This is a genomic window from Variovorax paradoxus, assembly GCF_009498455.1.
Lineage (GTDB): Bacteria > Pseudomonadota > Gammaproteobacteria > Burkholderiales > Burkholderiaceae_C > Variovorax > Variovorax paradoxus_H.
In genome coordinates, this window is the sequence record NZ_CP045644.1 from 1,576,249 (window position 1) to 1,598,056 (window position 21,808).

Genomic DNA, 21,808 nt, shown 5'->3' on the forward strand with positions numbered 1-21,808 from the left:
CTTTACGCAGGCTCACGCGCGGCTCACGGACGCGTTACAGAGGCGCTCCACACTTCGCTTCACCCGCTGCCCTTTGGCGGCGGACTTCTTCGAAAGGAAGCGACTCTCATGATTTCTCTTCGCCAACGCATCGTCTGGGCCAGCCTGCTGGGTTCCGCCGCCCTCGCCTCTTCGGGCGCCTTCGCCCAGGCACCGGCCGCCACCACGCCTTCGACCGCAGCGCCCACGGCCGCCACGGCACCTGCCGACGCCACCGCCGCACCCAAGGCACAGCACAAGCGCATGGACCCGGCCCAGCGCATGGAGCGCATGAAGGAGCACCGTGCCAAGCGCCTGGCCGCACTGAAGGACAAGCTCAAGCTCACCAGCGCCCAGGAAGGCGCGTGGAGCACCTTCACCACGGCGAGCCAGCCGCCCGCCGGCACGGCGCGTCCGCAGCGCATGGACCGTGCCGAGTTCGCCAAGCTGACCACGCCCCAGCGCCTGGAACACATGCAGGCCCGCCAGGCCGAACGCAGCGCACGGTTCGCCAAGCGCGCCGAAGCCACGAAGACCTTCTACGCCGCGCTGACGCCCGAGCAGCAGAAGACCTTCGACGCCGAGACCGCGAAGTTCGCGGGCCATGGCCATCGCGGGCACCGCGGCCACCATGGCGGTCATGAAGGCCACCACGGCGCAGCGCCTGCCAAGGGCTGACCGGGCGGCCGGCTGAAGGGGCCGGCCTCCAGAAAAAGGGCAAGAAAAAGCCCGCGACGCCTCAAGCGCCGCGGGCTTTTTCGTGGGCGCCGCATTACTGCGGCGTGCCCGTCTTCTCGGTCGGGTTGGTCGGCACCGCCGGGCGCTCACCCGGCTGGCCGAAGCGCGGCTTCACGTGCTGCGCCTCGGCGCGAACTTCCGCGCGTGAGCGCTCGCCCGTCGGCGGCGGCATCGCGTTGGGCTGGTGGTTCACCGTGGTGCTGGCCTCGCCCTTGGGCACCACGCTGTTGGCGTTGTTGCGGTTCTGCGCGCGGGCCTCGGCCTTCACGGCTTCGCGCGAGGCAGGCACCGAGCTGTCGCCCGCCATGGGTTGCTGGACGGGTGTCGGCATCTGGGCCTGGGCGGCGCCGGCGCCCAGCAGGGCGGCCAGCAGCGCGGTGGGGATCGTCAGGCGTTGCAGGGTGGTCATCATGAAAGCTCCTTTGCAAATTGAATGAAAAAGCACAAAGCCGGGCGCCATGGCATCGGCTTTGAAACCACCGTAGGAGCCCCGTTTCAGGCCGGGTGTGGGGGTGCGGCAGGCCTGCCTGTAGGAGTCCGCCGCCCCTGCGTGAAAGGCACGCGAAGAAGGTGGCGCGTTCCTACAGTCGGCGCGCGCGCGGCCACGTACAACAGGGCACCGATGTCCTCTTTCCCTTCTTCTCCGTTGCCCGAAGCCGCGGTGGCCGCCGCACCGGCCTCGCTCAAGGTCATGACCGTGAACACCCACAAGGGCTTCACGGCACTCAACCGCCGCTTCATCCTTCCGGAGCTGCGCGACGCGGTGCGCACCGTGGGCGCCGACGTGGTGTTCCTGCAGGAGGTGATGGGCACGCATGCGCGCCACTCGCGCACGGTGAACAACTGGCCCGAGGCGCCGCACTACGAATTCCTGGCCGACACGATGTGGCCGCAGTTTGCCTACGGGCGCAACGCGGTGTATCCGAAAGGGCACCACGGCAATGCCGTGCTGTCGAAGTTTCCGATCGTGCATTACCGCAACCACGACGTGTCCGTGAGCGGCCCCGAGAAGCGCGGCCTGCTGCACTGCGTGCTGCGCCTGCCGGGCCGCACGGTCGACGTGCATGCGATCTGCGCGCACCTCGGGCTGGCCGAGGCGCACCGCCAGCAGCAGCTGGAACTGCTGTGCCACATCGTGCGCGACGAGGTGCCGGCCGATGCGCCGCTGATCGTCGCGGGCGACTTCAACGACTGGCGCGGCCGCGCGCACGAGGTGCTGGCCGAAGGCGCGTCGCTGCGCGAGGTGTTCGTGCATGCCCACGGTCGCGCGGCGCGCACCTTTCCGGCGCGCCTGCCGCTGCTGGCGCTGGACCGCATCTACGTGCGCAACGCAGGCGTGCACGCGCCCGTGGTGCTGCCGCGCCGGCCCTGGTCGCATCTGTCGGACCATGCCCCGCTGGTGGCGGACATCGAGCTGTGAACGCCGAGGCCCCCATGCACGACACCCATGAGCGTGCCGGCCACTGGACCGGCGGCAACCGCATCGAACTGCTGGAGAACGGCGAGGAGTTCTTTCCGCGCGTGTTCGAGGCGGTCCGCCAGGCGCAGCGCGAAGTGATCATCGAGACCTTCATCCTGTTCGAGGACAAGGTGGGCCTGGCGCTGCATGCGGCCATGCGCGCAGCGGCGCTGCGGGGCGTGAAGGTCGACCTGATGATCGACGGCTTCGGCTCGCCCGACCTCTCGCGCGAGTACCTCGAGAGCCTGGCCACGGCCGGCGTCAAGGTGCGCGTGTTCGACCCGGGCCAGCGCTTCCTGGGCCAGCGGCTCAATGTGTTCCGCCGCATGCACCGCAAGATCGTGGTGGTCGACGGCGTGCGTGCCTTCGTGGGCGGCATCAACTACTCGGCCGATCACCTGCTCGACTTCGGGCCCAAGGCCAAGCAGGACTACGCGGTCGAACTGGCGGGGCCGATCGTGGCCGAGATCCACCAGTTCGTGCTGCGCGCGATTGCGCTCGGCGGCAAGGGCGCCGGATGGTTCCGGCGCCGGCTGAAGCAGGCGCCGCCGGCCGAGCAACTGCAGGCGGCGGGCGAGGCCGACGCGATCTTCGTCACGCGCGACAACCGCCGCCACACCAACGACATCGAACGCCACTACCGCGCGGCGATCCGCGCCGCGCGCGAGCGCATCGTGATCGCCAATGCGTACTTCTTTCCGGGCTACCGCCTCATCAAGGAGCTGCGCCGCGCCGCGCGCCGCGGCGTCGACGTGCGCCTCATCCTGCAGGGCGAGCCCGACATGCCGATCGTGAAGACCGCCGCCAGCATGCTGTATCACCACCTGCTGCACGCCGGCGTGCGCATCTACGAATACTGCGACCGCCCGCTGCACGGCAAGGTCGCGCTCATGGACGACCGCTGGAGCACCGTGGGCTCGAGCAACCTCGACCCGCTGAGCCTGTCGCTCAACCTCGAAGCCAACATCGTGGTGCGCGACACCGCGTTCAACAACCTGCTGTGGGAGCGCATGGACCAGCTCATGCAGCACAGCTGCAAGCAGGTCGGCGCAGACGACCTGGCCAGCGAATGGAGCGGCTGGCGGCTGGTGCGCAGCTTCTTCGTCTTCCACTTCCTGCGCTGGTATCCGTCGTGGCTCAACCGCCTGCCGCGCCATGCGCCGCGCCTGACGCCGGCCGAGGCCACCGACCTCATGGCACAGCAGCAGAAGCGGCGCGACAGCGACGAAGGCACGGCGCGCACGGAGACGGCATGAGTGCCTCCCTCGCGCTCACGCATCGGCCCTGGTGGCCGTGGGTGCGGCGCGTGGCGATCTTGGCCTTCTTCGGCGGCATTGCCTGGCTGCTGCTGAAGCAGGCGCGCACCATCGACTGGGCCGAGGTGTTTGCTGCGCTGCGCGCGCTGCCGGCCCTCACATTGCTCGCAGCCGGTGCCCTGGCCGCCGCCAGCTTCGCGCTCTACAGCACCTACGATTTGCTGGGCCGCTACCTCACGAAGCACCGGCTCGGCGCTGGCACGGTCATGGGCGTGACCTTCATCAGCTACGCCTTCAACCTCAACTTCGGCTCGCTGGTGGGCGGCGTGGCGTTTCGCTACCGGCTGTATTCGCGCCTGGGGCTCGGCAACGAGACCATCACGCGTGTGCTGGGCTTCAGCATGCTGACCAACTGGCTCGGCTACCTCGTGGTGGCCGGCGCCGCGTTCTGCTTCTGGCCGATGGCGCTGCCGCCCGACTGGAAGATCGACGGCGGCGGCCTGCGCATGCTCGGCGCGGTGCTGTTGATGGTGTCGCTCGCCTACCTCGCGCTGTGCGCGTTCTCGGACGGCCACGTCTGGCGCGTGCGCGGCCATGCGCTGCGCACGCCGACGGTGCCGATGGCCTTGCTGCAGCTGGCGATGTCGTGCGTCAACTGGTCGCTCATCGGCGGCGTGATCTGGGTGCTGCTGCAGGGCGAGGTCGGGTATCCGCAGGTGCTCGCGGTGCTGCTGGTCGCCGCGGTGGCGGGCGTGGTCACGCACGTGCCGGCGGGGCTCGGCGTGCTGGAGGCCGTGTTCGTCGCGCTGCTGGCGCACGAGGTGGCGGAAACGCGGCTGCTCGCCGCGCTGCTCGCCTACCGCGCGCTGTACTACCTGCTGCCGCTGGCCGTGGCGCTCGTCGCTTACCTCGTCACCGAGGCGCGTGCGCGTCGGCTGCGCGCGGATGCCGGCCACAACGACAACAAACGTTAAATATTGCCCGCAGAAAGCGACCGATCAATGAAATGACGGTCAGGAATTGTTGCACTGCAGCAATCTTCACTTCGCAGGCCTATAGTGGCCCTCTGTTCCCTCACGCACCCCTCTTCCCATGTCGTCCTTCAGTACCACCGCCCGCCTGGCCAGTCCGCTGATGCAATGGGTCGACCTGGCCCTCAAGACCCACGAAACCCTGCTGTCGTCCGGCACGGTGATCCGCGTGCGCACCGAGCGCATCGCCAAAGCCGGGCTCACGCCCAGCGCGGCCGACCTCGCGGAGTTCCAGTTGATGGGCCACGAAAAGCTCGCCGCGGCGAGCGAATCGGGCCTGGCCATGGCTAGGCAATGGCACAGCAGCCAGGCCTCGCTGGCCCAGCGTGCGTGGCAGCAATGGCTGCAGGGCACCACCGCCCTCTTCTCGCTGGCCGGCAGCTTCACGCCGGCGCAGGCGGCGACACACGGCGATGCGCTCGTGCAGGCCACGGCGCGCGGCGCCAGCACGATGGGTCAGTTCACGGGTGTGGCAGCGCGCATTGCGCGCGAAGGCCTGAAGCCGATCCACACCGCCGCCACGTCGAACGCGCGGCGGCTGCTGGCCGAACTGCAGGCCTGAAGCCGCTGCGTTTCAGGGTTGCGCCGGGACCAACGTCACCAGCGTGATTTCCGACGGTGCGCCGAAACGCTTCGGCGGCCCCCAGTAGCCGGTGCCCCGGCTCACGTAGATCCACATGTCGTGCAGCCGGTGCAGGCCGGCCGTGAACGGCTGCTGCATGGGCACGAACAGGTTCCAAGGGAAGAACTGGCCGCCGTGCGTGTGGCCCGACAGCTGCAGCTGGTAGCCGGCCGCGGCCGCCACCGGCGCGCTGCGCGGCTGGTGCGCCAGCAGCACGCGCGTATGCACCAGGGGCGGTGCGTCGTGCAGCGCCAGGTGCGGATCGCTCGCGTGCGCGGCGTCGAAATGGCCGGCGGTGAAGTCGGTCACGCCGGCCAGCACCAGCGCGCTCTCGAACAGCTCTTCATCGGTCTGCGCGCCGCGCACGTTGCGCGTCTGCAGCACCACGTGCTCGTTCAGCAGCACCTTCAGGCCCAGGCGGCGCAGCTCGTCGATCCAGGCGTGCGCGCCCGCGTAGTACTCGTGGTTGCCCGTGACCACGAAGGTGCCGTGGCGTGCGCGCAGGCCCGCGAGCGGCGCGATGTGATCGCGCAACTCGGGCACGCTGCCGTCCACCAGGTCGCCCGTGATCGCGATGGCGTCGGCGCCGAGCCGGTTCACCGCGTCGACGATGCGCTGGATGTAGCCGCTGCGGATCGTCGGACCCACGTGGATGTCGCTGAGCTGCGCGATCGTGAAGCCCGCGAGCGCCGCGGGCAGCCCGCGGATCGGCACCTCGACCTGCTTCACGCCGGCCGTGCGGCGCGCATTGAAGAAGCCGATCAGCGACACGCCCGTGGCCAGCGCCAGCACCGCCAGCGCGCTCCAGGGCGCGATCGCGTCCCACGGCACCTGCAGGCCGCCGAGCGCGCTTGCCAGCCAGGCCAGCAGCAAGCCGAGGTCGCGCACCAGCGTCAAGATGAACAGCGAGGAAAACCAGCCCATGCTGATGAGGCCGATCCAGTGCAGCGTCTCGCCCGCCGGCTTCGCCTTGCGGTCGGCGCGGTGGCTGCGTGACACGAACGGCAGCGGCATCGTGACAGCCGACACCGCCAGCAGCACGAGGGCGAGTGGCCACGCAGGCGTGAGCGACGCGAGCGCGGGCAGCAGGCGCAGCGCGATATAGACGTGCAGCAGCGCGGTCAGGACGCTCAGGGGACGGATCGGCATCGGGACGGAAGAAGACGCGGGCATCGCCCGGGACACGGCATCTGCAAGGCGCATGCCGCGCATTCAAGGCACCGAAAGCTGCCTGGGTCGCTATTTTTTCTATAGCGCGCGGCAACCGGATAGCGGGCATTGTGGCGTCGCGGGCGTGGCCGGTCGGTGCCGGTCGCGGCACCGTGCCGCTGCGCTTACCGCACCGTGCGCGTGCCGGCGGAAGCCATGTCGGTGCCCGCCGGCCATTCGAACACCGCCTTGGCCGGCGCGCCCAGTGACACCAGCAGCGTTTGCTTCAGCGTCTGGCCGCCGATGCGAGCCTCCACTTCATAGCGGCCCGGTTCGAGCCGCGCCACCATGAACGGTCCGCCCGAGACGACGTTGTCGAGCAGCGCCGTGCCGTGGCTGTCGCGCACGGTGACGTGCACGCCGGCCGCGAAGTCGGCGCGGCGGCCGTCCTTGATCGCGAATTCGAAGCTCGCGGGCCAGCGCGGCGACACGGTTTCCATCAGCTGTGCCTCGTCCTGGCCGATGCCGCCGCTCATGTACTCGACGCCGTGCGCCATGAGGATCGGCGGGTTCATTGCCGCCTGGGCAGGCTGTGCCGCCAGTGCGCCGCCGAGCAGCACGAGCACGGCCGCAGCGCTCGCCGCAGCCACGGGCCGGGCGTGCGATAACAGGAACAAGGGGGTGGTGGTGAGAGACATCGAAGCCTTCCTTTCCGGGCAATGGTGGCGACAGGCCACGCAGGCAGGCAATGTGCCGGGCACGGCTTAAGGAAGGCTTAACTGCGCGGGCCATGGTGGCCCGCCCGGGTCAGCGCGCGGTGGTTTGCGCCAGCGCCTGCGGCAGCGGCGGCGCGATCGAAGCCATGTCGAAGTTCGACGGCCAGACGAACGAGGCACGCGCCGGAATGCCGGCGATCACGACCAGCTGCTGCGTGAGCGTGAGCCCGCCGAGCGTCACGTCGACGTCGTAGGCGCCCGGATCGAGCCGCGCGAGCATGTAGGGCGCCTGGGTCTGCACTTGCATGACCGTCTGGCCCGTGTACTTCTGGCGGATCTCGATCGCCGCCTTGGCCGGGAAGCCGGCCTGCTGCGCGCCCTTGCCGTCGTTCACGCGGAGGTCAATGGTCGCGGCCCAGCGCGGCGCGACCATTTCCAGGAAGGCGGCTTCGCCCTTGGCGGCGCCGCCGCACATGTATTCGATGCCCTGCGCGACCTGGATCGGCGGGTTCGAGAACGCATGGGCCGGCGACACGGCCGCGAGGAGTGCCGCGGCGGCTGTGGCACCGCCCAGAACCAGTGCAGCCAGGGGCCGCTGGAAACGCTTGGGGTTCATTGCTCTGTGTGTCCTCGATCTTGCGTGACAGGAAATCCGTCAGGAATTTTGCTTAGCAAGAGTCGGGCTAGATATAGCGTTTACGAGGAAGCTTCTGCGTTGCGCAGGTGAATGCTATTGTTTTCATAGCTGGTGACGCCCGTGTGACGGGCGCCTCCCTCGCTTTTTGAAGCCTATTCATCGGAAACCCTGAGACGGGACTCCGCAGCCTTGGGCCGGGGGGCCATTCACCGGTTCGGCGCAGCCCCGCGCGCACGGGGCTCACGCCCGCGACAGGCGTTACCCCCGAATTTCTCAATTGGAATTGGCAACAGAAATTGGAAATAGTGCGCAATTGACTGGGCATACCCTAGCTATTGGAGAGCGCGCAAAGAAATTAGGCTCGACCTCTTCTTCCAAAGCGCTAAAGCCAAATGCCTCATTCAAATCACCGGTTCATTTTTTTGCTGATGGGTCTGGCGCTGGCCGCCCAGGCAAGCGCACAGCAACCCGCGCCGATCCGCATCGGCGTCATCGGCCCTTTCACGGGGCCCTCGGCCGATTTCGGCCTGCCCATGCTCAACGGCGTGAAGATGGCCGTCGACGAAATCAATGCCGTGGGCGGTTATCTCGGGCGCTCGCTCGAATTGGTGATCAAGGACGATCAGGCCAATCCGGACATCGGCCATCCGCAATCCCAGGCCCTCGTCAGCGAAAAAGTGGTCGCCACCATCGGTTTCTGCAATACCGGCGTGGCGATGAAATCATTGGCCGTTTTCAATGACGCGAAATTGCCACTGATCGTGCCCTGCGCCACCGGCTCGGCGCTGACCTCGACCTATCCGCCGGCCACGAGCTATATCTTTCGCACCTCGCCCAAGGACAGCATCCAGGCGCCTTTCGTGGTCGACGACCTGATCGCGCGGGGCTGGAAACGGGTCGCCGTGCTGCACGACACCACCGGGTACGGCGAGGCGGGCGTGAAGGACGTCGAAAAAGCGCTGGCGGCCAAGAACCTCAAGCCCGTGTACGTGGGCCGTTTTCCGCTCGGCGTGAAAGACCTGACGAAGGAGCTGTCGGAGGCCAAGGCGGCCGGTGCGGACGTCATCTTCAGCTACACCGTGGGCCCGGAAAACGCCGTCATTGCGCGCGGCCGGCAGGCCTTGAACTGGAAGGTGCCCCAGGTCGGTGCCTGGCCGCTGTCCTTCCCTTCGTTCATCGACGGCGCCCGCGATGCCGCCGAAGGCGCGTTGATGGCGCAGAGCTTCATCGCCGAGCCCAGCAACGAGCGCCGCTCGTCGTTTCTTTTCCACTACGTGCAGAAGTTCAACACCAAGCGCATCCCGGTCCCGATGGCCGCCGCGCAGGCGTACGACGCCACGTACCTGCTGGCCCACGCGATGTTCAATGTGCCGAATGGCAAACTCGAAGGCCCGTTCATCAAGGCTTCGCTGGAGCAGTCCAAGCGGCCGTACTACGGCGTGGTCACGACCTACGACAAGTCGTTCTCGGAGAACGACAAGGACGCGATTTCGCCCAACATGCTGGTGATGGGCGTGGTGCGCAACGGGCAGATCACCTTCGCGTACCCGGAGGACGCGAAGCGCAACCTGTTCGTGCAGCGCAAGCAGTGAATGGGGCGTTGGCAGGACGCCCTCGGCTGAGCAGATGTGGGCGCGGGTTACGTTGGAGTGCTGCCTCAAAGCGCAGCAAGTATTCTTCATGTGCTTCCCTATAGGGAAGCAAGTGTTTTGATTTTGCTGCGTCAAAGGCTATCATCCAACCACTAGATGTAAGCCTATGAGCTAGCAAAATGTCCTCTGAACTGAACCAGCTTCGACTTGAGCAACTGCAAGCCACCGTGTCCGCCTATGCCGAGATGGTGAAACGGCCCCGGCCGTCGCGCGGATGGCTGAAGCTGATTCGAGAAACGCTGGGGCGCACGGAGCGCCAGCAAGCCCAGCGCTTGGGCATTTCAGGGCCGACATTGCACAAATCCGAGCGGTCGGAAGCGGACGACCGAATCACGCTTGGCCAGTTGCGCAAGCTCGCCGACGGACTTGACTGTGAGCTCGTCTACGCCCTGGTGCCGCGCCGCCCCCTCACGGAAATGATCAAGGAACGCGCCCGAGCCATCGCCATCGAAGAGGTCGGCGGGGTGGCCCACACGATGAGCCTCGAAGACCAACGGCCAGCCTCGGAGCGACTTCGCAAGCAGGTGGAACGCAGGACCGAGGAACTGATGCGCGGCCGATGGTCAGAGCTATGGCGATAGACCTTGAAGCGCAGGATGGCCAGACACCCCTGGACCCTGACGAGAAGGCCGGACTTCTTCCGGAACACCTGGCCACCCAGAGCGACCTGAACGACTGGGAGCAGGAGAACATCCTGCGCGCCGTGCGTTGGCTGAAGCGCTTGCGGTCACCAGACGTCCTCAGCGAGGAGTTCTGCCGGGCGTTGCATGAACAGATGTTCGGCAAAACCTGGGCGTGGGCGGGCACGTTTCGCAAGTCGGACAAGAACATCGGCTGCGACTGGACACAGGTGGGCGTCAAGCTTGCGCAGCTGTTCGGAAACACGCGCTGGTGGGTCGACAACGCCACATTTCCCCCCGACGAAATCGCAGCGCGCTTTCACCGCGACCTGGTCTGGATTCACCCGTTCCCCAACGGCAACGGGCGGCACTCTCGCATGATGGCCGACGCGCTTCTACGCAGCCTTGGCCAGCCTGCGTTCTCCTGGGGAAACGGCGGCAATCTGGTCGCCGCCGACGACGCGCGGGTGCGGTACCTGGCCGCCCTGCGTGCCGCGGACCAAGGCGACTACCAGCTGCTGCTCGCGTTTGCTCGCACCTGAGCTCACCCGAAAACGAACGAAGGGGCCGGCAACGCCAGCGCCCTGCTGTGGCTCGGGGAGGAAGACCTCCCCGGTCAGACGTCGATGTTCGACGCGCGCAGCGCGTTCTGCTCGATGAACTCGCGGCGCGGTTCCACCTCGTCGCCCATCAGCATCGTGAACACGCGGTCGGCTTCGATCGCGTCGTCGATCTGCACGCGCAGCAGGCGGCGCACGGTCGGGTCCATGGTGGTTTCCCACAGCTGCTCGGGGTTCATCTCGCCCAGACCCTTGTAGCGCTGGCGCGAGGTGGCGCGTTCGGCTTCGCCGATCAGCCACTTCATGGCCTGGCGGAAGTCGTCGACCTTTTCTTCCTTGCCACGCTCGCCTTCGCCGCGCTTGACCAGCGCGCCTTCGGTGCTCAACAGGCCGCGGAAGGTGTTGGCGGCTTCGGCCAGTGCCGCGTAGTCGGCGCCGTGCACGAAGTCCTGCGTGATCACGCTGGACTTGATGTTGCCGTGGTGGCGGCGGCTGATGCGCAGCAGCGGCTTGTCGGTGCGGGCGTCGAACTCGCTGCTTACCTCGGCCGGCACACCGGTCGTGTTGAGCTCGCGCAGCTTGGCTTGCAGTGCCACGGCCGAGGCCTCGGCGGCGGGCGGCGTGTCGAGGTCGAGCGCCACGCCGTCGGCGATGGCGCGCAGCGCTTCGGCGTCCATGAAGTTGCGCAGGCGCGCAATCACGGCCTCGGCCACCTGGTGCTTGCGCGCCAGCTCGGCCAGCGTGTCGCCCGACAGCGTGGTCGAGGCGGCGCCGCCGGTCTCGATGCTCGCGTCTTTCAGCGCCACCTTGAGCAGGAAGGCGTCGAGCGCGGGGCCGTCCTTCAGGTACTGCTCTTCCTTGCCGACCTTGACCTTGTACAGCGGCGGCTGCGCGATGTAGATGTGGCCGCGCTCGACCAGCTCAGGCATCTGCCGGTAGAAGAACGTGAGCAGCAGCGTGCGGATGTGCGCGCCGTCCACGTCGGCGTCGGTCATGATGATGATGCGGTGGTAGCGCAGCTTGGCGACGTTGAAGTCGTCCGCGCCGCCGCCCGCCGTGGTTGCGCCGGCGCGGCCGATGCCGGTGCCGAGCGCGGTGATCATCGTGAGAATTTCGTTGCTGGTGAGCAGCTTCTCGTAGCGCGCTTTTTCGACGTTCAGGATCTTGCCGCGCAGCGGCAGGATGGCCTGGAACTTCCGGTCGCGGCCCTGCTTGGCGGAGCCGCCGGCGGAGTCACCCTCCACCAGGTAGACCTCGCACAGGGCGGGGTCCTTTTCCTGGCAGTCGGCCAGCTTGCCGGGCAGGCCCATGCCGTCGAGCACGCCCTTGCGGCGCGTCATTTCGCGGGCCTTGCGGGCCGCTTCGCGGGCGCGGGCGGCCTCGACGATCTTGCCGCAGATGATCTTGGCGTCGTTCGGACGCTCCTGCAGGTAGTCGGTGAGCAGGCGGCCGACGATGTCTTCCACCGGCGCGCGCACTTCGCTGGACACCAGCTTGTCCTTGGTCTGGCTGGAGAACTTGGGCTCGGGCACCTTCACGCTCAGCACGCAGCACAGGCCTTCGCGCATGTCGTCGCCGGTGACCTCGACCTTCGCCTTCTTGGCGAACTCGTTCTCTTCGATGTACTTGTTGATGACGCGGGTCATCGCGGCGCGCAGGCCCGTGAGGTGGGTGCCGCCGTCACGCTGCGGGATGTTGTTGGTGAAACACAGCACCTGCTCGTTGTAGCCGCTGTTCCACTGCATCGCCACTTCGACGCCGATGTGCGTGCCGGGGATGCCGCCGTAGGTGTCGGCCGGCTTCTCGCCCGCTGCGTAGAACGAGTTCGGGTGCAGGACGGTCTTGCCCTTGTTGATGAACTCCACGAAGCCGCGCACCCCGCCGGCGCCGGAGAAGTCGTCTTCCTTGCCGGTGCGCTCGTCGAGCAGGCGGATGCGCACGCCGTTGTTCAGGAAGCTCAGCTCGCGCAGGCGCTTGCTCAGGATCTCGTAGTGGAAATCGTTGTTTTCCTTGAAGATCTCCGTGTCGGGCAGAAAGTGCACTTCGGTGCCGCGCTTGTCGGTGTCGCCGATGACCTTCATGGGCGAGACCTCGAAGCCGTTCACGGTGTCGAGCAGGCGGTTCTGCACGAAGCCGCGGCTGAATTCGAGCTCGTGGATCTTGCCTTCGCGGCGCACGATGAGGCGCAGCTTCACGCTCAGCGCGTTCACGCACGAGACGCCCACGCCGTGCAGGCCGCCCGAGACCTTGTAGCTGTTCTGGTTGAACTTGCCGCCGGCGTGCAGTTCGGTGAGCGCAATTTCAGCGGCCGAGCGCTTGGGCTCGTGCTTGTCGTCCATCTTCACGCCGGTCGGGATGCCGCGGCCGTTGTCGGTGACGGAGATCGAGTTGTCGGAGTGGATGGTCACGACGATGTCGTCGCAATGGCCTGCGAGCGCTTCGTCGATGGAGTTGTCGACCACTTCGAACACCAAATGGTGAAGGCCCGTGCCGTCGGAGGTGTCGCCGATGTACATGCCCGGACGCTTGCGCACGGCTTCGAGGCCTTCGAGGATCGTGATCGCGCCTTCGCCGTAGCTGGAGTCGGCGACAACGCCTTCGGGCGCCACGATCTGGATTTCGGGGGTGTAGACCGGCTCGGTGTGCGGCACGTCGGGCTTGTTTTCTTCAGCACTCATTCGGATATTCCTCTGTCTCTCACGGCATTCACGTGATTTGTCGGGCTCTCAAAAGCTCAATTCGCCGCCTCTTGAAAGCGCAAACCCGCGGAGGGCCGCGGGTCGTGTGCGCAAGGCGCTGTGTCTTGGGGGGTCTAGATGCGCATCGGCATCACGACGTACTTGAAAGATGCGTTCTCGGGGATGGTTAACAAGGCCGAGCTGTTGGAGTCGGCCAGGTCCAGCTTGACCATGTCCTGGTCCATGTTCGACAGCGCGTCGATCAGGTAGGTCACGTTGAAGCCGATTTCGATGCTGTCGCCGCCGTAGTCGATGTCGAGCTCGTCCTGGGCTTCTTCCTGCTCGGCGTTGTTCGACGCAATGCGCAGCGTGCCCGGCTCGATGTTCAGGCGCACGCCCTTGAACTTCTCGCTGGTCAGGATGGCGGTGCGCTGCAGGCTGGCCAGGAGCGGCGCGCGGCCGAGCGTGACGGTGTTCTTGTGGTTCTTGGGAATCACGCGGTTGTAGTCGGGGAACTTGCCCTCGACCAGCTTGGTGACGAACTCCATGCCGCCGAAGCTGAACTTGGCCTGGTTGTTCGCGAACTGCATCTCGATGGCGCCTTCGGCGTCGGACAGCAGGCGCTGCATTTCGAGCACGGTCTTGCGCGGCAGGATCACTTCTTGCCGGGGCACCTCGACGTCGAGCAGCGCCGACGAGAACGCCAGGCGGTGGCCGTCGGTGGCGACCAGGCTCAGCTGCTTGCCTTCGGCCACGAACAGGATGCCGTTGAGGTAGTAGCGGATGTCGTGCACGGCCATCGCGAACGAGACCTGCGAGAGCAGGTCTTTGAGCGTCTTTTGCGGCACGCTGAACACGGGGCCGAAATTGGCGGCTTCCTGCACCAGCGGGAAGTCTTCGGCGGGCAGCGATTGCAGCGTGAAGCGGCTCTTGCCACCCTTGAGCACGAGCTTGCTGGCGCTCGATTCGAGGCTCACGGTCTGGTCGGCCGGCATGGTGCGCAGGATGTCGATCAGCTTGCGCGCGCCGATGGTGGTCGTGAAGTTGCCCTCGTCGCCACCGAGCTCGGCGGTGGTGCGGATCTGGATCTCGAGGTCGCTGGTGGTCAGCTGCAGCTGGCCGCCGGTCTTGCGGATCAGCACATTGGCCAGGATCGGCAGGGTATGACGCCGTTCCACGATGCCAGCCACCGACTGCAGGGCGGCAAGAACTTTGTCTTGGGTTGCCTTCAAAACGATCATGTCTTCTTCCTCTTCTCTTATCTCTTTGAATCAGCTTTCAGGACGCCATTCTCCGCTGTCGCGAGGGGCGTTCTTGATGACATTCGGCTTCAGCCTTTGAGGGTCTGTTCGAGGACGTGGAGCTGCTGGTTGAGTTCGGTGAGCTGCTGGCGCTCGCCCGAAATCTTGCGCACCGCGTGGAGCACCGTCGTGTGGTCGCGACCGCCGAACAGTTCGCCGATTTCCGGCAGGCTCTTCTGCGTGAGCTCCTTGGCCAGGTACATCGCGATCTGCCGCGGCCGCGCAATGCTGGCCGGGCGTTTCTTGCTGTACATGTCGGCGACCTTGATCTTGTAGTAGTCGGCCACCGTCTTCTGGATATTTTCAACCGAGATCTGCCGATTCTGGATCGACAGCAGGTCGCGCAGCGCCTCGCGCGCCAGGGCGATCGAGATCTCCTTCTGGTTGAAGCGCGAGTACGCCAGGATCTTGCGCAGGGCGCCTTCGAGCTCGCGCACGTTGGAGCGCACGTTCTTGGCCACGAAGAAGGCGACTTCTTCAGGCATTTCGGCGCCCTCGACGCGGGCCTTGTTGATCAGAATGGCCACGCGCATCTCGAGCTCGGGCGGCTCGATCGCCACCGTGAGACCCGAATCGAAGCGCGACACCAGCCGCTCGTGGATGTCGGCCAGACCCTTGGGATAGGTGTCGCTGGTCATCACGATGTGCGACTTCTTGGCGAGCAGGGCCTCGAACGCGTTGAAGAACTCTTCCTGCGTGCGGTCCTTGTTGGCGAAGAACTGCACGTCGTCGATCAGCAGCAGATCGAGCGAGTGGTAACGCTCTTTGAACTCATCGAAAGTCTTGCGCTGATAGGCCTTGACCACATCCGACACGAATTGCTCGGCGTGGATGTAGAGAACTTTCGAATCGGGCCGGTCGGCCAGCAGCCGGTTGCCCACCGCGTGCATCAGGTGGGTCTTGCCCAGGCCGACGCCGCCGTAGATGAAAAGCGGGTTGTACAGGTGGCCCGGCATGCCGGCCACGTGCATGGCCGCGGCGCGCGCCATGCGGTTGGCCGTGCCCTCGACCAGGGTGTCGAAAGTGAGCCCCGAATTGAGGCGGTTCTTGAAGCCGGCGGCGGCCGGTTCCTCGCCCGGACCAGCCACGTCGCGTGGCACGTCCGTTTCGGCCATGAGGGTCACGGGGGCCATGCGGACGGGGGTTTCCCGCGGAGCGAGCGCTAACTCGATGGCGACCGGCTGGCCGTACATCTTCTCGGCCATGGCCGCGATCTTGCCGGCGTACTGGGCACGGATCCAGTCGAGCTTGAAGCGGTTGGCGACGAACACCGTCATGCGCGAAAGGTCGTCGGCGACCTGCGCGGTGAGGGGCTTGATCCAGGTGTTGAACTGCTGCTCGGACAGCTCCTGCGCGAGCTGGTCGACGCAGGCCTGCCACAGGCTTTCGCCGATGCCGTCAGTCGACATGGGCGCTTGAAAAAGTGATGGAACCCTCGGGCATTTCTTGTATAGGTATTGTGGATATTCTCTGCTGGAAGGCGCCGGGCATTCTAACTTGTCAAAACCTTATCCACATGCTGCGCTGCACACGGAAAGGCCCGCAAATCCAGTCGAAGATTGTTCCGGCGGCCAATGTTTGCGATAATTGCGGGTTTCCCTGAAAAGCCTTCACAGCGTCTTTCGGGGGCCATCCGAAACTCGCTCCCCCAGCGCTCGCCAGGTTTGTGCATGCCTTCATGCGGAAACCGGCGCAAACAGGGAATCAGGAAACCATCATGAAACGCACTTACCAAGCATCCAAAGTCCGCCGCGCCCGTACCCACGGCTTTCTGGTCCGCATGAAGACCCGCGGCGGCCGTGCCGTCATCAACGCACGCCGCGCCAAGGGCCGCAAGCGCCTGGCCGTCTGACGGCACCCCACCTGCCGTTGTCAGCCGCCGACACGTCCGCGCAGGCTCCTGCAGCCTCTGCGCCTGGCCCCGCCAGCAGTGACGTCCGCGGCCCGGCTTCCTTGCAGCGGCTCAAGACCCGCGCGCAATTCCAGGCCGTCCTCGCAGGTGCCACCGTGGCGCGCACTGCCCATTTCGCATTGCACCGCTGTGCGCTCGATGTTTCCGCATCGGGCGCCGCTTCGCTGTTTCCGTCCGATGAGGTCTGGCTGGGTGCCATGGTGCCCAAGCGCTGGGCACGCCGCGCGGTGACGCGCAACGCCATCAAGCGCCAGATCTACACCGTGAGCGCCGCGCCCGGTGTTGTGTTGCCGCGTGCCGCGCACGTGGTGCGTCTGCGCGCCGGTTTCGATCGCAAGGTGTTCGTGAGCGCCTCTTCGGACAAGCTCAAGGCCGCCGTGCGCGCCGAGCTCCAGCAGCTGCTGGCGCGCGCCGCGCGTCCGCCGGCACCGGCCGCCTCCCGCGCACCCGCCTCCGCATGAAACGCCTGCTGATCGGCCTCGTGAAGGGCTACCGCCTGCTGCTGAGCCCCTGGCTCGGGCAGTCGTGCCGTTTCACACCGACCTGCTCCGTGTATTCGATCGAGGCGCTGGAAGTGCACGGCGCGCTCAAGGGCAGCTACCTGACTCTGCACCGCATCGCGCGTTGCCAGCCCTGGTGCCAGGGCGGCCACGATCCGGTTTCACCGAAATCACAGCGTCGCACTGACACGTCAGGCTCGCTGTTTTCGTCTCTTCTCTCCTCCGACAAGAAGTCTTCGTCATGAACGATATCCGCCGCACGATCCTGTGGGTGATTTTTGGTTTCTCGCTCGTGCTGCTGTGGGACCAATGGCAGGTCTTCAACGGCAACAAGCCGACCTTCCTGCCGTCGACCAAGCCCGCCGCCACGGCACCGGCCGCCGGTACACCCGCCACCAACAACGGCGTGCCGACCGCGGCTGCCGCGGCCGGTGGCACCGCAGGTGCCGTGCCCACGCAGGCGGCCCCGGCCGCGCCGCGCGAGCAGGTCGTGGTGACCACCGACCTGTTCAAGGCGACGATCGACAGCGAAGGCGCCACGGTCAACCACCTCGAACTGCTCAAGTTCGACGAAGCCGACCGTACGAAGCGCGTCGTGCTGTTCGAGAATGGTTCGCCCGCCACGCGCTACGTCGCCCAGACCGGCCTGCTGAACCCCGTCGCTGGCGAAGCCTTCCCCAACCACCTGACGGCCATGACGCCGAAGGCCGGTCCGCGCGCGATGGCCGATGGCCAGAACACGCTCGAAGTGAGCTTCGAAAGCGCCCCCGTCGGCGGCCTGAAGTACATCAAGACCTACGTGTTCAAGCGTGACGACTACGTCATCGGCGTGCGCCACGAAGTGGTCAACGTGAGCGACCAGCCGCGCGACGCGCAGCTGTACATGCAGCTGCTGCGTCACGGCACCGTGGCCGCCGGCACGATGTTCGGCACCAACACCTTCACGGGCCCGGCCGCGTACACCAACGAGAAGAAGTTCCACAAGCTCGACTTCAAGGACATCGCCAAGGGCAAGATCGAGCCGCCGCCGCCGGCCAACGACGGCTGGATCGCGATGGTGCAGCATTACTTCGCGTCGGCCTGGCTGCTCAAGGGCGACCCGGCCAGCGAACAGCTGCGCCGCGAATTCCGCGTGAAGGACCTGGGCGACAACCTCTTCACCGTGGCCATGGTGGCCACGCTGCCGAAGATCGCCCCCGGCGCCACGCAGGTCGTGAACAGCGCGCTGTTCGCCGGTCCCGAAGAAGAAAAGAAGCTCGAAGCCATCGCCCCGGGCCTGGACCTGGTGAAGGACTACGGCATCTTCGCGATCATCTCCAAGCCGCTGTACTGGCTGCTCACGCAGCTGCACGGCATCCTGGGCAACTGGGGCTGGGCAATCGTCGCGCTCGTGGTGCTGCTGAAGGCGGCCTTCTACTGGCTCAACGCCAAGGCGTACGCCAGCATGGCCAAGATGAAGGCCATCAACCCGAAGATCATGGAAATGCGCGAGCGGCTGAAGGACAAGCCGCAAGAAATGCAGCAGGAGATGATGCGGATCTACAAGACCGAAAAGGTCAATCCGATGGGCGGCTGCTTCCCCATCGTGATCCAGATCCCGGTGTTCATCGCCCTGTACTGGGTGTTGCTGTCGTCGGTTGAAATGCGCCACGCCCCGTGGATCGGCTGGATCACCGACCTGTCGGCACCCGATCCCTGGTACATCCTGCCGATCGTGATGACGCTCACCTCGCTGTTCCAGACCTGGCTCAACCCCACGCCGCCCGATCCGATGCAGGCCAAGCTGATGTGGATCATGCCGCTCGCGTTCAGCGTGATGTTCATCTTCTTCCCGGCCGGCCTGGTGCTGTACTGGATCACGAACAACGTGCTGTCGATCGCGCAGCAGTGGTTCATCAACAAGCGGCTGGGCGTGCTGGGCAAATAAGCCGCACGACCATCGTTACGCAAAGGGCCGCATTCGCGGCCCTTTGCTTTTTGCTGAAAGAATCGCGCTGTCATGACCCTCGCCCGCACCTCCGATCCCATCGTCGCCATCGCCACCGCCCCGGGGCGCGGAGCGGTCGGCATCGTTCGCGTGTCGGGCGCCCGGCTGGCGCCGCTGGTCGAGGCGCTGTGCGCCCGCGCGCTCAAGCCGCGCGAAGCCACGTACCTGCCCTTTCGCGATGCGCAGGGCGAGCCGGTCGACCACGGCCTGGCGATTCACTTTCCGACGCCGCATTCCTACACCGGCGAAGACGTGCTCGAGCTGCAGGCGCACGGTGGCCCGGTCGTGCTGCAGCTCTTGCTGTCGCGCTGCCTCGAAGCCGCGGCTGAAGTCGATCCGGCTACCAACCGCCCGCGCCTGCCCGGCCTGCGCGTGGCCGAGCCGGGCGAGTTCAGCCAGCGTGCCTTTCTCAACGGCAAGATCGACCTGGCGCAGGCCGAGGCCATCGCCGACCTGATCGACGCGAGCACCGAAGCCGCTGCGCGCAGCGCCGGGCGTTCGCTGTCGGGTGCGTTCTCGCGCGAGATCCACACACTGCGCGACGCGCTGATCCACCTGCGCATGCTGGTCGAAGCCACGCTCGACTTTCCCGAGGAAGAGGTCGACTTCCTGCAGAAAGCCGACGCCACGGGCCAGCTGCAACGGCTGCAGGCACAGCTGGCTGCCGTGCAGTTGCGTGCCAAACAAGGGGCGTTGCTGCGCGAAGGCATCAAGGTGGTGATCGCGGGCCAGCCCAACGCGGGCAAGAGTTCGCTGCTCAACGCACTGGCCGGCGCCGAGCTGGCCATCGTGAGCGCCATCGCGGGCACCACGCGCGACGTGGTCTCGCAGACCATCCAGATCCACGGCGTGCCGCTGCATGTGGCCGACACCGCCGGCCTGCGCGACAGCACCGACGAGGTCGAGCAGATCGGCGTGGCGCGCGCCTGGGGCCAGATCGAAAGCGCCGATGCCGTGCTGTTCCTGCACGACCTCACGCGCGCCGGCCAGCCCGATTACGCCGCCGCCGACGCCGAGATCCTGGCCGGCCTGCGGCGCAAGCTGCCGGCGAGCGTGCCGGTGCTCGATGTGTGGAACAAGCAAGACGCCGCATCGTCGGCCACGCCGCCGGCCGAAGGCATTGCGCTGTCGGCCAAGACCGGCGCGGGCATCGAGGCGCTGCGCGACCAGTTGCTGGCGATGGCCGGCTGGCAGGCCGTTCCCGAAGGCGTCTACCTCGCACGCGCGCGCCATGTGCAGGCGCTGGCCCGCGTCGAGACGCACCTCACGCTGGCGGCCGCCCACCTGGCGGCGCAGGCGCAACTGCTCGATCTGCTGGCCGAAGAGCTGCGGCTGGCGCAGAACGCGCTCAACGAGATCACCGGCGAGTTCGGCGCGGACGACCTGCTGGGTGTCATCTTTTCGCGCTTCTGTATCGGCAAATAGCGACACATGCGTGCGCTTCGCCGGGGAAAGCGTAAACAGTTGTAGCCGAACCTCGGGGCCTTCGCGGATACTTCGGATCACTTGCGGGGGTCGAGAAAAACATGTCCATCCAGAACCTGAGCCGCTCCATTGCGGAGAACCCGAGCGCCGACGCGTTCGCGCTGACCTTGAGCGTCGCGCAATGGGACACGCTCGCGGGCTACTTGCAGCCCATCGAAACAGCCATCGGCGACGTGCTGATCTCGCAGGGCACGCACGACCGCTCGGTGTTCTTCGTCGAAAGCGGCGCCATCAGCGTGCACCGCGTCAGCAGCAAGGAGCAGATGCGCCTGGCCGTGCTGTCGCCCGGCTCGGTGGTGGGCGAAGGCTCGTTCTTCTCACGCGAGCCGCATGCGGCCAACGTGGTGGTCACGGGCGCGGGGCGCGTGTGGCGCCTCACGGCCGTGCGGTTCTCAGAGATGTCGAACCGCCAGCCCAACATGGCGCTGGACATCGCGATGGCGCTCGGCGGCGTGATCGCCAAGCGCATGGCGCATCGCTCCAAGCGGGTGGCAGTCACCTGAGCGAGCTGAGCTGAGCTGAGCCTTCCGGCTCGCCGCGCGCTGCCAGCCGCCGCACAACAACAAGAACAAGTCTTCGTTTCCGATCCTGAGAATTGCTGGTGAGCCATGGCCTTGATCTGCCCGGTCTGTGACGCGGACAACCGCGACGGTGCCAACTTCTGCAGAAGCTGCGGCGGCCGGCTGTCGGCCGCCGACCGCGTGCCGCCCCCGGCGCCCCGTCCTGCCGATCGCGAATGGGCCACCACCGCACCGGCCCAGCTGCGCGCGCCGACCATTCCGGCGCCGTTGTTCGATCCCGCCGAGTCGAAGCGGGCATCGTCGCCCGCCTCCACCGGCCGGATGCCCGAGCCGCCGCCACCGCCGCCGCCGGCGGATGAGCGAACCGTGATCGTGGCGCCGGGGCGTGGCGGCGCCGCATCGTCCTTGCCTCCGTCCGCGCGGGTCGATCGGCCGAAGACGCGGATCAAGGTCAAGCGCATCAAGCCGCCCGAGCCGGTGCTGCGCCCGCGCGGCATCGGGCTGTGGCTGGGGCTGCTCATCGTCGCGCTGTTGCTCGTTGTCGCGGGCTGGCTGGGTTACGGGACTGGCGACAAGGCGCCCGAGCCGGGCGTGGTGCCGACGCCGGCGATCGCACCCGCTCCCGTCGTGGCACCGCCAGCGGTCGAGCCCGCGCCCGTCGCTGCCGAGCCCGCCCCGCCCGTGGCCGAACCGCCACCCGCCGAAGTGGTCGCCGAGTCCGCGGAATCCGCACCCAAGCCGACGCCTGCCGCGAAGCCGCGCAAACCGGCGACACCTCCCACGCCGGCGCCCCAGGCCGCCCCGCCCGCAGCGCCTCTGGCCGCCGTGCCGTCCCCGCGCCCGCACCGCCAGCCCCGCCGGCCGACCCGCAGGCCCAATGCGGCGACCGCAACTTCATCGCCAAGGCGCAATGCATGGCGGCCCAGTGCGTGAAGCCCGAGTACAAGTTGCACGCGCAGTGCGAAG

Annotated in this window: 22 protein-coding genes; 15 read left to right on the forward strand and 7 right to left on the reverse strand. The window is 66.8% G+C overall.

Going from position 1 to position 21,808, the window contains the following annotated elements; translation table 11 throughout:
* Nucleotides 1-108: 108 nt before the first annotated feature.
* Nucleotides 109-696, forward strand: a complete 588-nt coding sequence (locus tag GFK26_RS07085) for a Spy/CpxP family protein refolding chaperone (protein ID WP_153281379.1) — start codon at nt 109-111, stop codon at nt 694-696.
* 94 nt (nt 697-790) lie between these two features.
* On the opposite strand, the gene GFK26_RS07090 is transcribed toward GFK26_RS07085, so the two are convergent.
* A complete protein-coding gene (locus tag GFK26_RS07090) occupies nt 791-1,165 on the reverse strand; it encodes a serine/threonine protein kinase (protein ID WP_153285881.1) in 375 nt (124 codons plus the stop codon).
* Nucleotides 1,166-1,378: 213 nt separating this feature from the next.
* Here GFK26_RS07090 and GFK26_RS07095 point away from each other — a divergent pair, with 213 nt between their 5' ends.
* The 4 genes from GFK26_RS07095 (at nt 1,379) to GFK26_RS07110 (ending at nt 5,064) form a co-directional block, all read left to right on the forward strand.
* Nucleotides 1,379-2,176 carry an endonuclease/exonuclease/phosphatase family protein gene (locus GFK26_RS07095; RefSeq protein WP_153281380.1) on the forward strand — a complete coding sequence of 266 codons (798 nt, stop codon included), beginning with the start codon at nt 1,379-1,381 and terminating at the stop codon, nt 2,174-2,176.
* Nucleotides 2,177-2,190: 14 nt separating this feature from the next.
* A complete protein-coding gene (gene clsB / locus GFK26_RS07100; protein WP_153281381.1) occupies nt 2,191-3,471 on the forward strand; it encodes a cardiolipin synthase ClsB in 1,281 nt (426 codons plus the stop codon).
* Nucleotides 3,468-4,445, forward strand: coding sequence for a lysylphosphatidylglycerol synthase domain-containing protein (locus GFK26_RS07105; RefSeq protein WP_153281382.1), 978 nt, complete (start codon nt 3,468-3,470; stop codon nt 4,443-4,445). The genes clsB and GFK26_RS07105 overlap by 4 nt, the downstream gene beginning before the upstream one ends.
* A 118-nt stretch (nt 4,446-4,563) precedes the next feature.
* Nucleotides 4,564-5,064 (forward strand): polyhydroxyalkanoate granule-associated phasin, encoded by a 501-nt coding sequence (locus tag GFK26_RS07110; protein ID WP_153281383.1) that lies wholly within the window; start codon nt 4,564-4,566, stop codon nt 5,062-5,064.
* Between the two features lie 12 nt (nt 5,065-5,076).
* On the opposite strand, the gene GFK26_RS07115 is transcribed toward GFK26_RS07110, so the two are convergent.
* The 3 genes from GFK26_RS07115 to GFK26_RS07125 all read right to left on the reverse strand — a co-directional run bounded on the left by GFK26_RS07115 (nt 5,077) and on the right by GFK26_RS07125 (nt 7,605).
* On the reverse strand, nt 5,077-6,336 hold the full coding sequence (locus tag GFK26_RS07115; RefSeq protein WP_153281384.1) for a metallophosphoesterase: 1,260 nt from the start codon (nt 6,334-6,336) through the stop codon (nt 5,077-5,079).
* Nucleotides 6,337-6,458: 122 nt separating this feature from the next.
* On the reverse strand, nt 6,459-6,971 hold the full coding sequence (locus tag GFK26_RS07120) for a hypothetical protein (protein ID WP_153281385.1): 513 nt from the start codon (nt 6,969-6,971) through the stop codon (nt 6,459-6,461).
* Between the two features lie 109 nt (nt 6,972-7,080).
* Nucleotides 7,081-7,605, reverse strand: coding sequence for a hypothetical protein (locus tag GFK26_RS07125; RefSeq protein ID WP_153281386.1), 525 nt, complete (start codon nt 7,603-7,605; stop codon nt 7,081-7,083).
* A gap of 413 nt (nt 7,606-8,018) precedes the next feature.
* Here GFK26_RS07125 and GFK26_RS07130 point away from each other — a divergent pair, with 413 nt between their 5' ends.
* From GFK26_RS07130 to GFK26_RS07140, 3 genes are all read left to right on the forward strand, one after another.
* The gene (locus GFK26_RS07130) at nt 8,019-9,218 is read left to right on the forward strand and encodes an ABC transporter substrate-binding protein (RefSeq protein WP_153281387.1); all 1,200 of its coding nucleotides are present in this window, start codon (nt 8,019-8,021) and stop codon (nt 9,216-9,218) included.
* A gap of 179 nt (nt 9,219-9,397) precedes the next feature.
* Nucleotides 9,398-9,859: a mobile mystery protein A gene (locus GFK26_RS07135; RefSeq protein ID WP_153281388.1), complete on the forward strand. Its 462-nt coding sequence runs from the start codon at nt 9,398-9,400 to the stop codon at nt 9,857-9,859.
* Nucleotides 9,850-10,440 (forward strand): mobile mystery protein B, encoded by a 591-nt coding sequence (locus GFK26_RS07140; RefSeq protein WP_153281389.1) that lies wholly within the window; start codon nt 9,850-9,852, stop codon nt 10,438-10,440. The genes GFK26_RS07135 and GFK26_RS07140 overlap by 10 nt, the downstream gene beginning before the upstream one ends.
* Before the next feature lie 74 nt (nt 10,441-10,514).
* Here GFK26_RS07140 and gyrB read toward each other — a convergent pair whose 3' ends face one another.
* The 3 genes from gyrB to dnaA form a co-directional block, all read right to left on the reverse strand.
* Entirely contained in the window at nt 10,515-13,136 is a 2,622-nt protein-coding gene (gyrB, locus tag GFK26_RS07145; protein WP_153281390.1) for a DNA topoisomerase (ATP-hydrolyzing) subunit B, read from the reverse strand.
* A gap of 134 nt (nt 13,137-13,270) precedes the next feature.
* Nucleotides 13,271-14,377 carry a DNA polymerase III subunit beta gene (gene dnaN / locus GFK26_RS07150; protein WP_099794246.1) on the reverse strand — a complete coding sequence of 369 codons (1,107 nt, stop codon included), beginning with the start codon at nt 14,375-14,377 and terminating at the stop codon, nt 13,271-13,273.
* 89 nt (nt 14,378-14,466) lie between these two features.
* Nucleotides 14,467-15,846: a chromosomal replication initiator protein DnaA gene (gene dnaA / locus GFK26_RS07155; protein ID WP_153281391.1), complete on the reverse strand. Its 1,380-nt coding sequence runs from the start codon at nt 15,844-15,846 to the stop codon at nt 14,467-14,469.
* Nucleotides 15,847-16,154: 308 nt separating this feature from the next.
* On the opposite strand from dnaA, the gene rpmH reads away from it, so the two are divergent.
* The 7 genes from rpmH (at nt 16,155) to GFK26_RS07190 (ending at nt 21,775) form a co-directional block, all read left to right on the forward strand.
* Nucleotides 16,155-16,289 carry a 50S ribosomal protein L34 gene (gene rpmH / locus GFK26_RS07160; RefSeq protein ID WP_007834827.1) on the forward strand — a complete coding sequence of 45 codons (135 nt, stop codon included), beginning with the start codon at nt 16,155-16,157 and terminating at the stop codon, nt 16,287-16,289.
* Nucleotides 16,290-16,390: 101 nt separating this feature from the next.
* Complete coding sequence (locus GFK26_RS07165) at nt 16,391-16,810, forward strand: ribonuclease P protein component (protein WP_153281392.1); 420 nt, start codon at nt 16,391-16,393, stop codon at nt 16,808-16,810.
* Entirely contained in the window at nt 16,807-17,094 is a 288-nt protein-coding gene (gene yidD / locus GFK26_RS07170; protein ID WP_153281393.1) for a membrane protein insertion efficiency factor YidD, read from the forward strand. Before GFK26_RS07165 ends, yidD begins: the two co-directional genes overlap by 4 nt.
* Nucleotides 17,091-18,776, forward strand: coding sequence for a membrane protein insertase YidC (yidC, locus tag GFK26_RS07175; RefSeq protein WP_153281394.1), 1,686 nt, complete (start codon nt 17,091-17,093; stop codon nt 18,774-18,776). Before yidD ends, yidC begins: the two co-directional genes overlap by 4 nt.
* A gap of 72 nt (nt 18,777-18,848) precedes the next feature.
* Nucleotides 18,849-20,261, forward strand: a complete 1,413-nt coding sequence (mnmE, locus tag GFK26_RS07180) for a tRNA uridine-5-carboxymethylaminomethyl(34) synthesis GTPase MnmE (protein WP_153281395.1) — start codon at nt 18,849-18,851, stop codon at nt 20,259-20,261.
* A gap of 101 nt (nt 20,262-20,362) precedes the next feature.
* Nucleotides 20,363-20,824 (forward strand): Crp/Fnr family transcriptional regulator, encoded by a 462-nt coding sequence (locus tag GFK26_RS07185; RefSeq protein ID WP_153281396.1) that lies wholly within the window; start codon nt 20,363-20,365, stop codon nt 20,822-20,824.
* A 105-nt stretch (nt 20,825-20,929) separates the two neighbouring features.
* Nucleotides 20,930-21,775, forward strand: coding sequence for a zinc ribbon domain-containing protein (locus tag GFK26_RS07190; protein WP_228121937.1), 846 nt, complete (start codon nt 20,930-20,932; stop codon nt 21,773-21,775).
* Nucleotides 21,776-21,808: the final 33 nt, after the last annotated feature.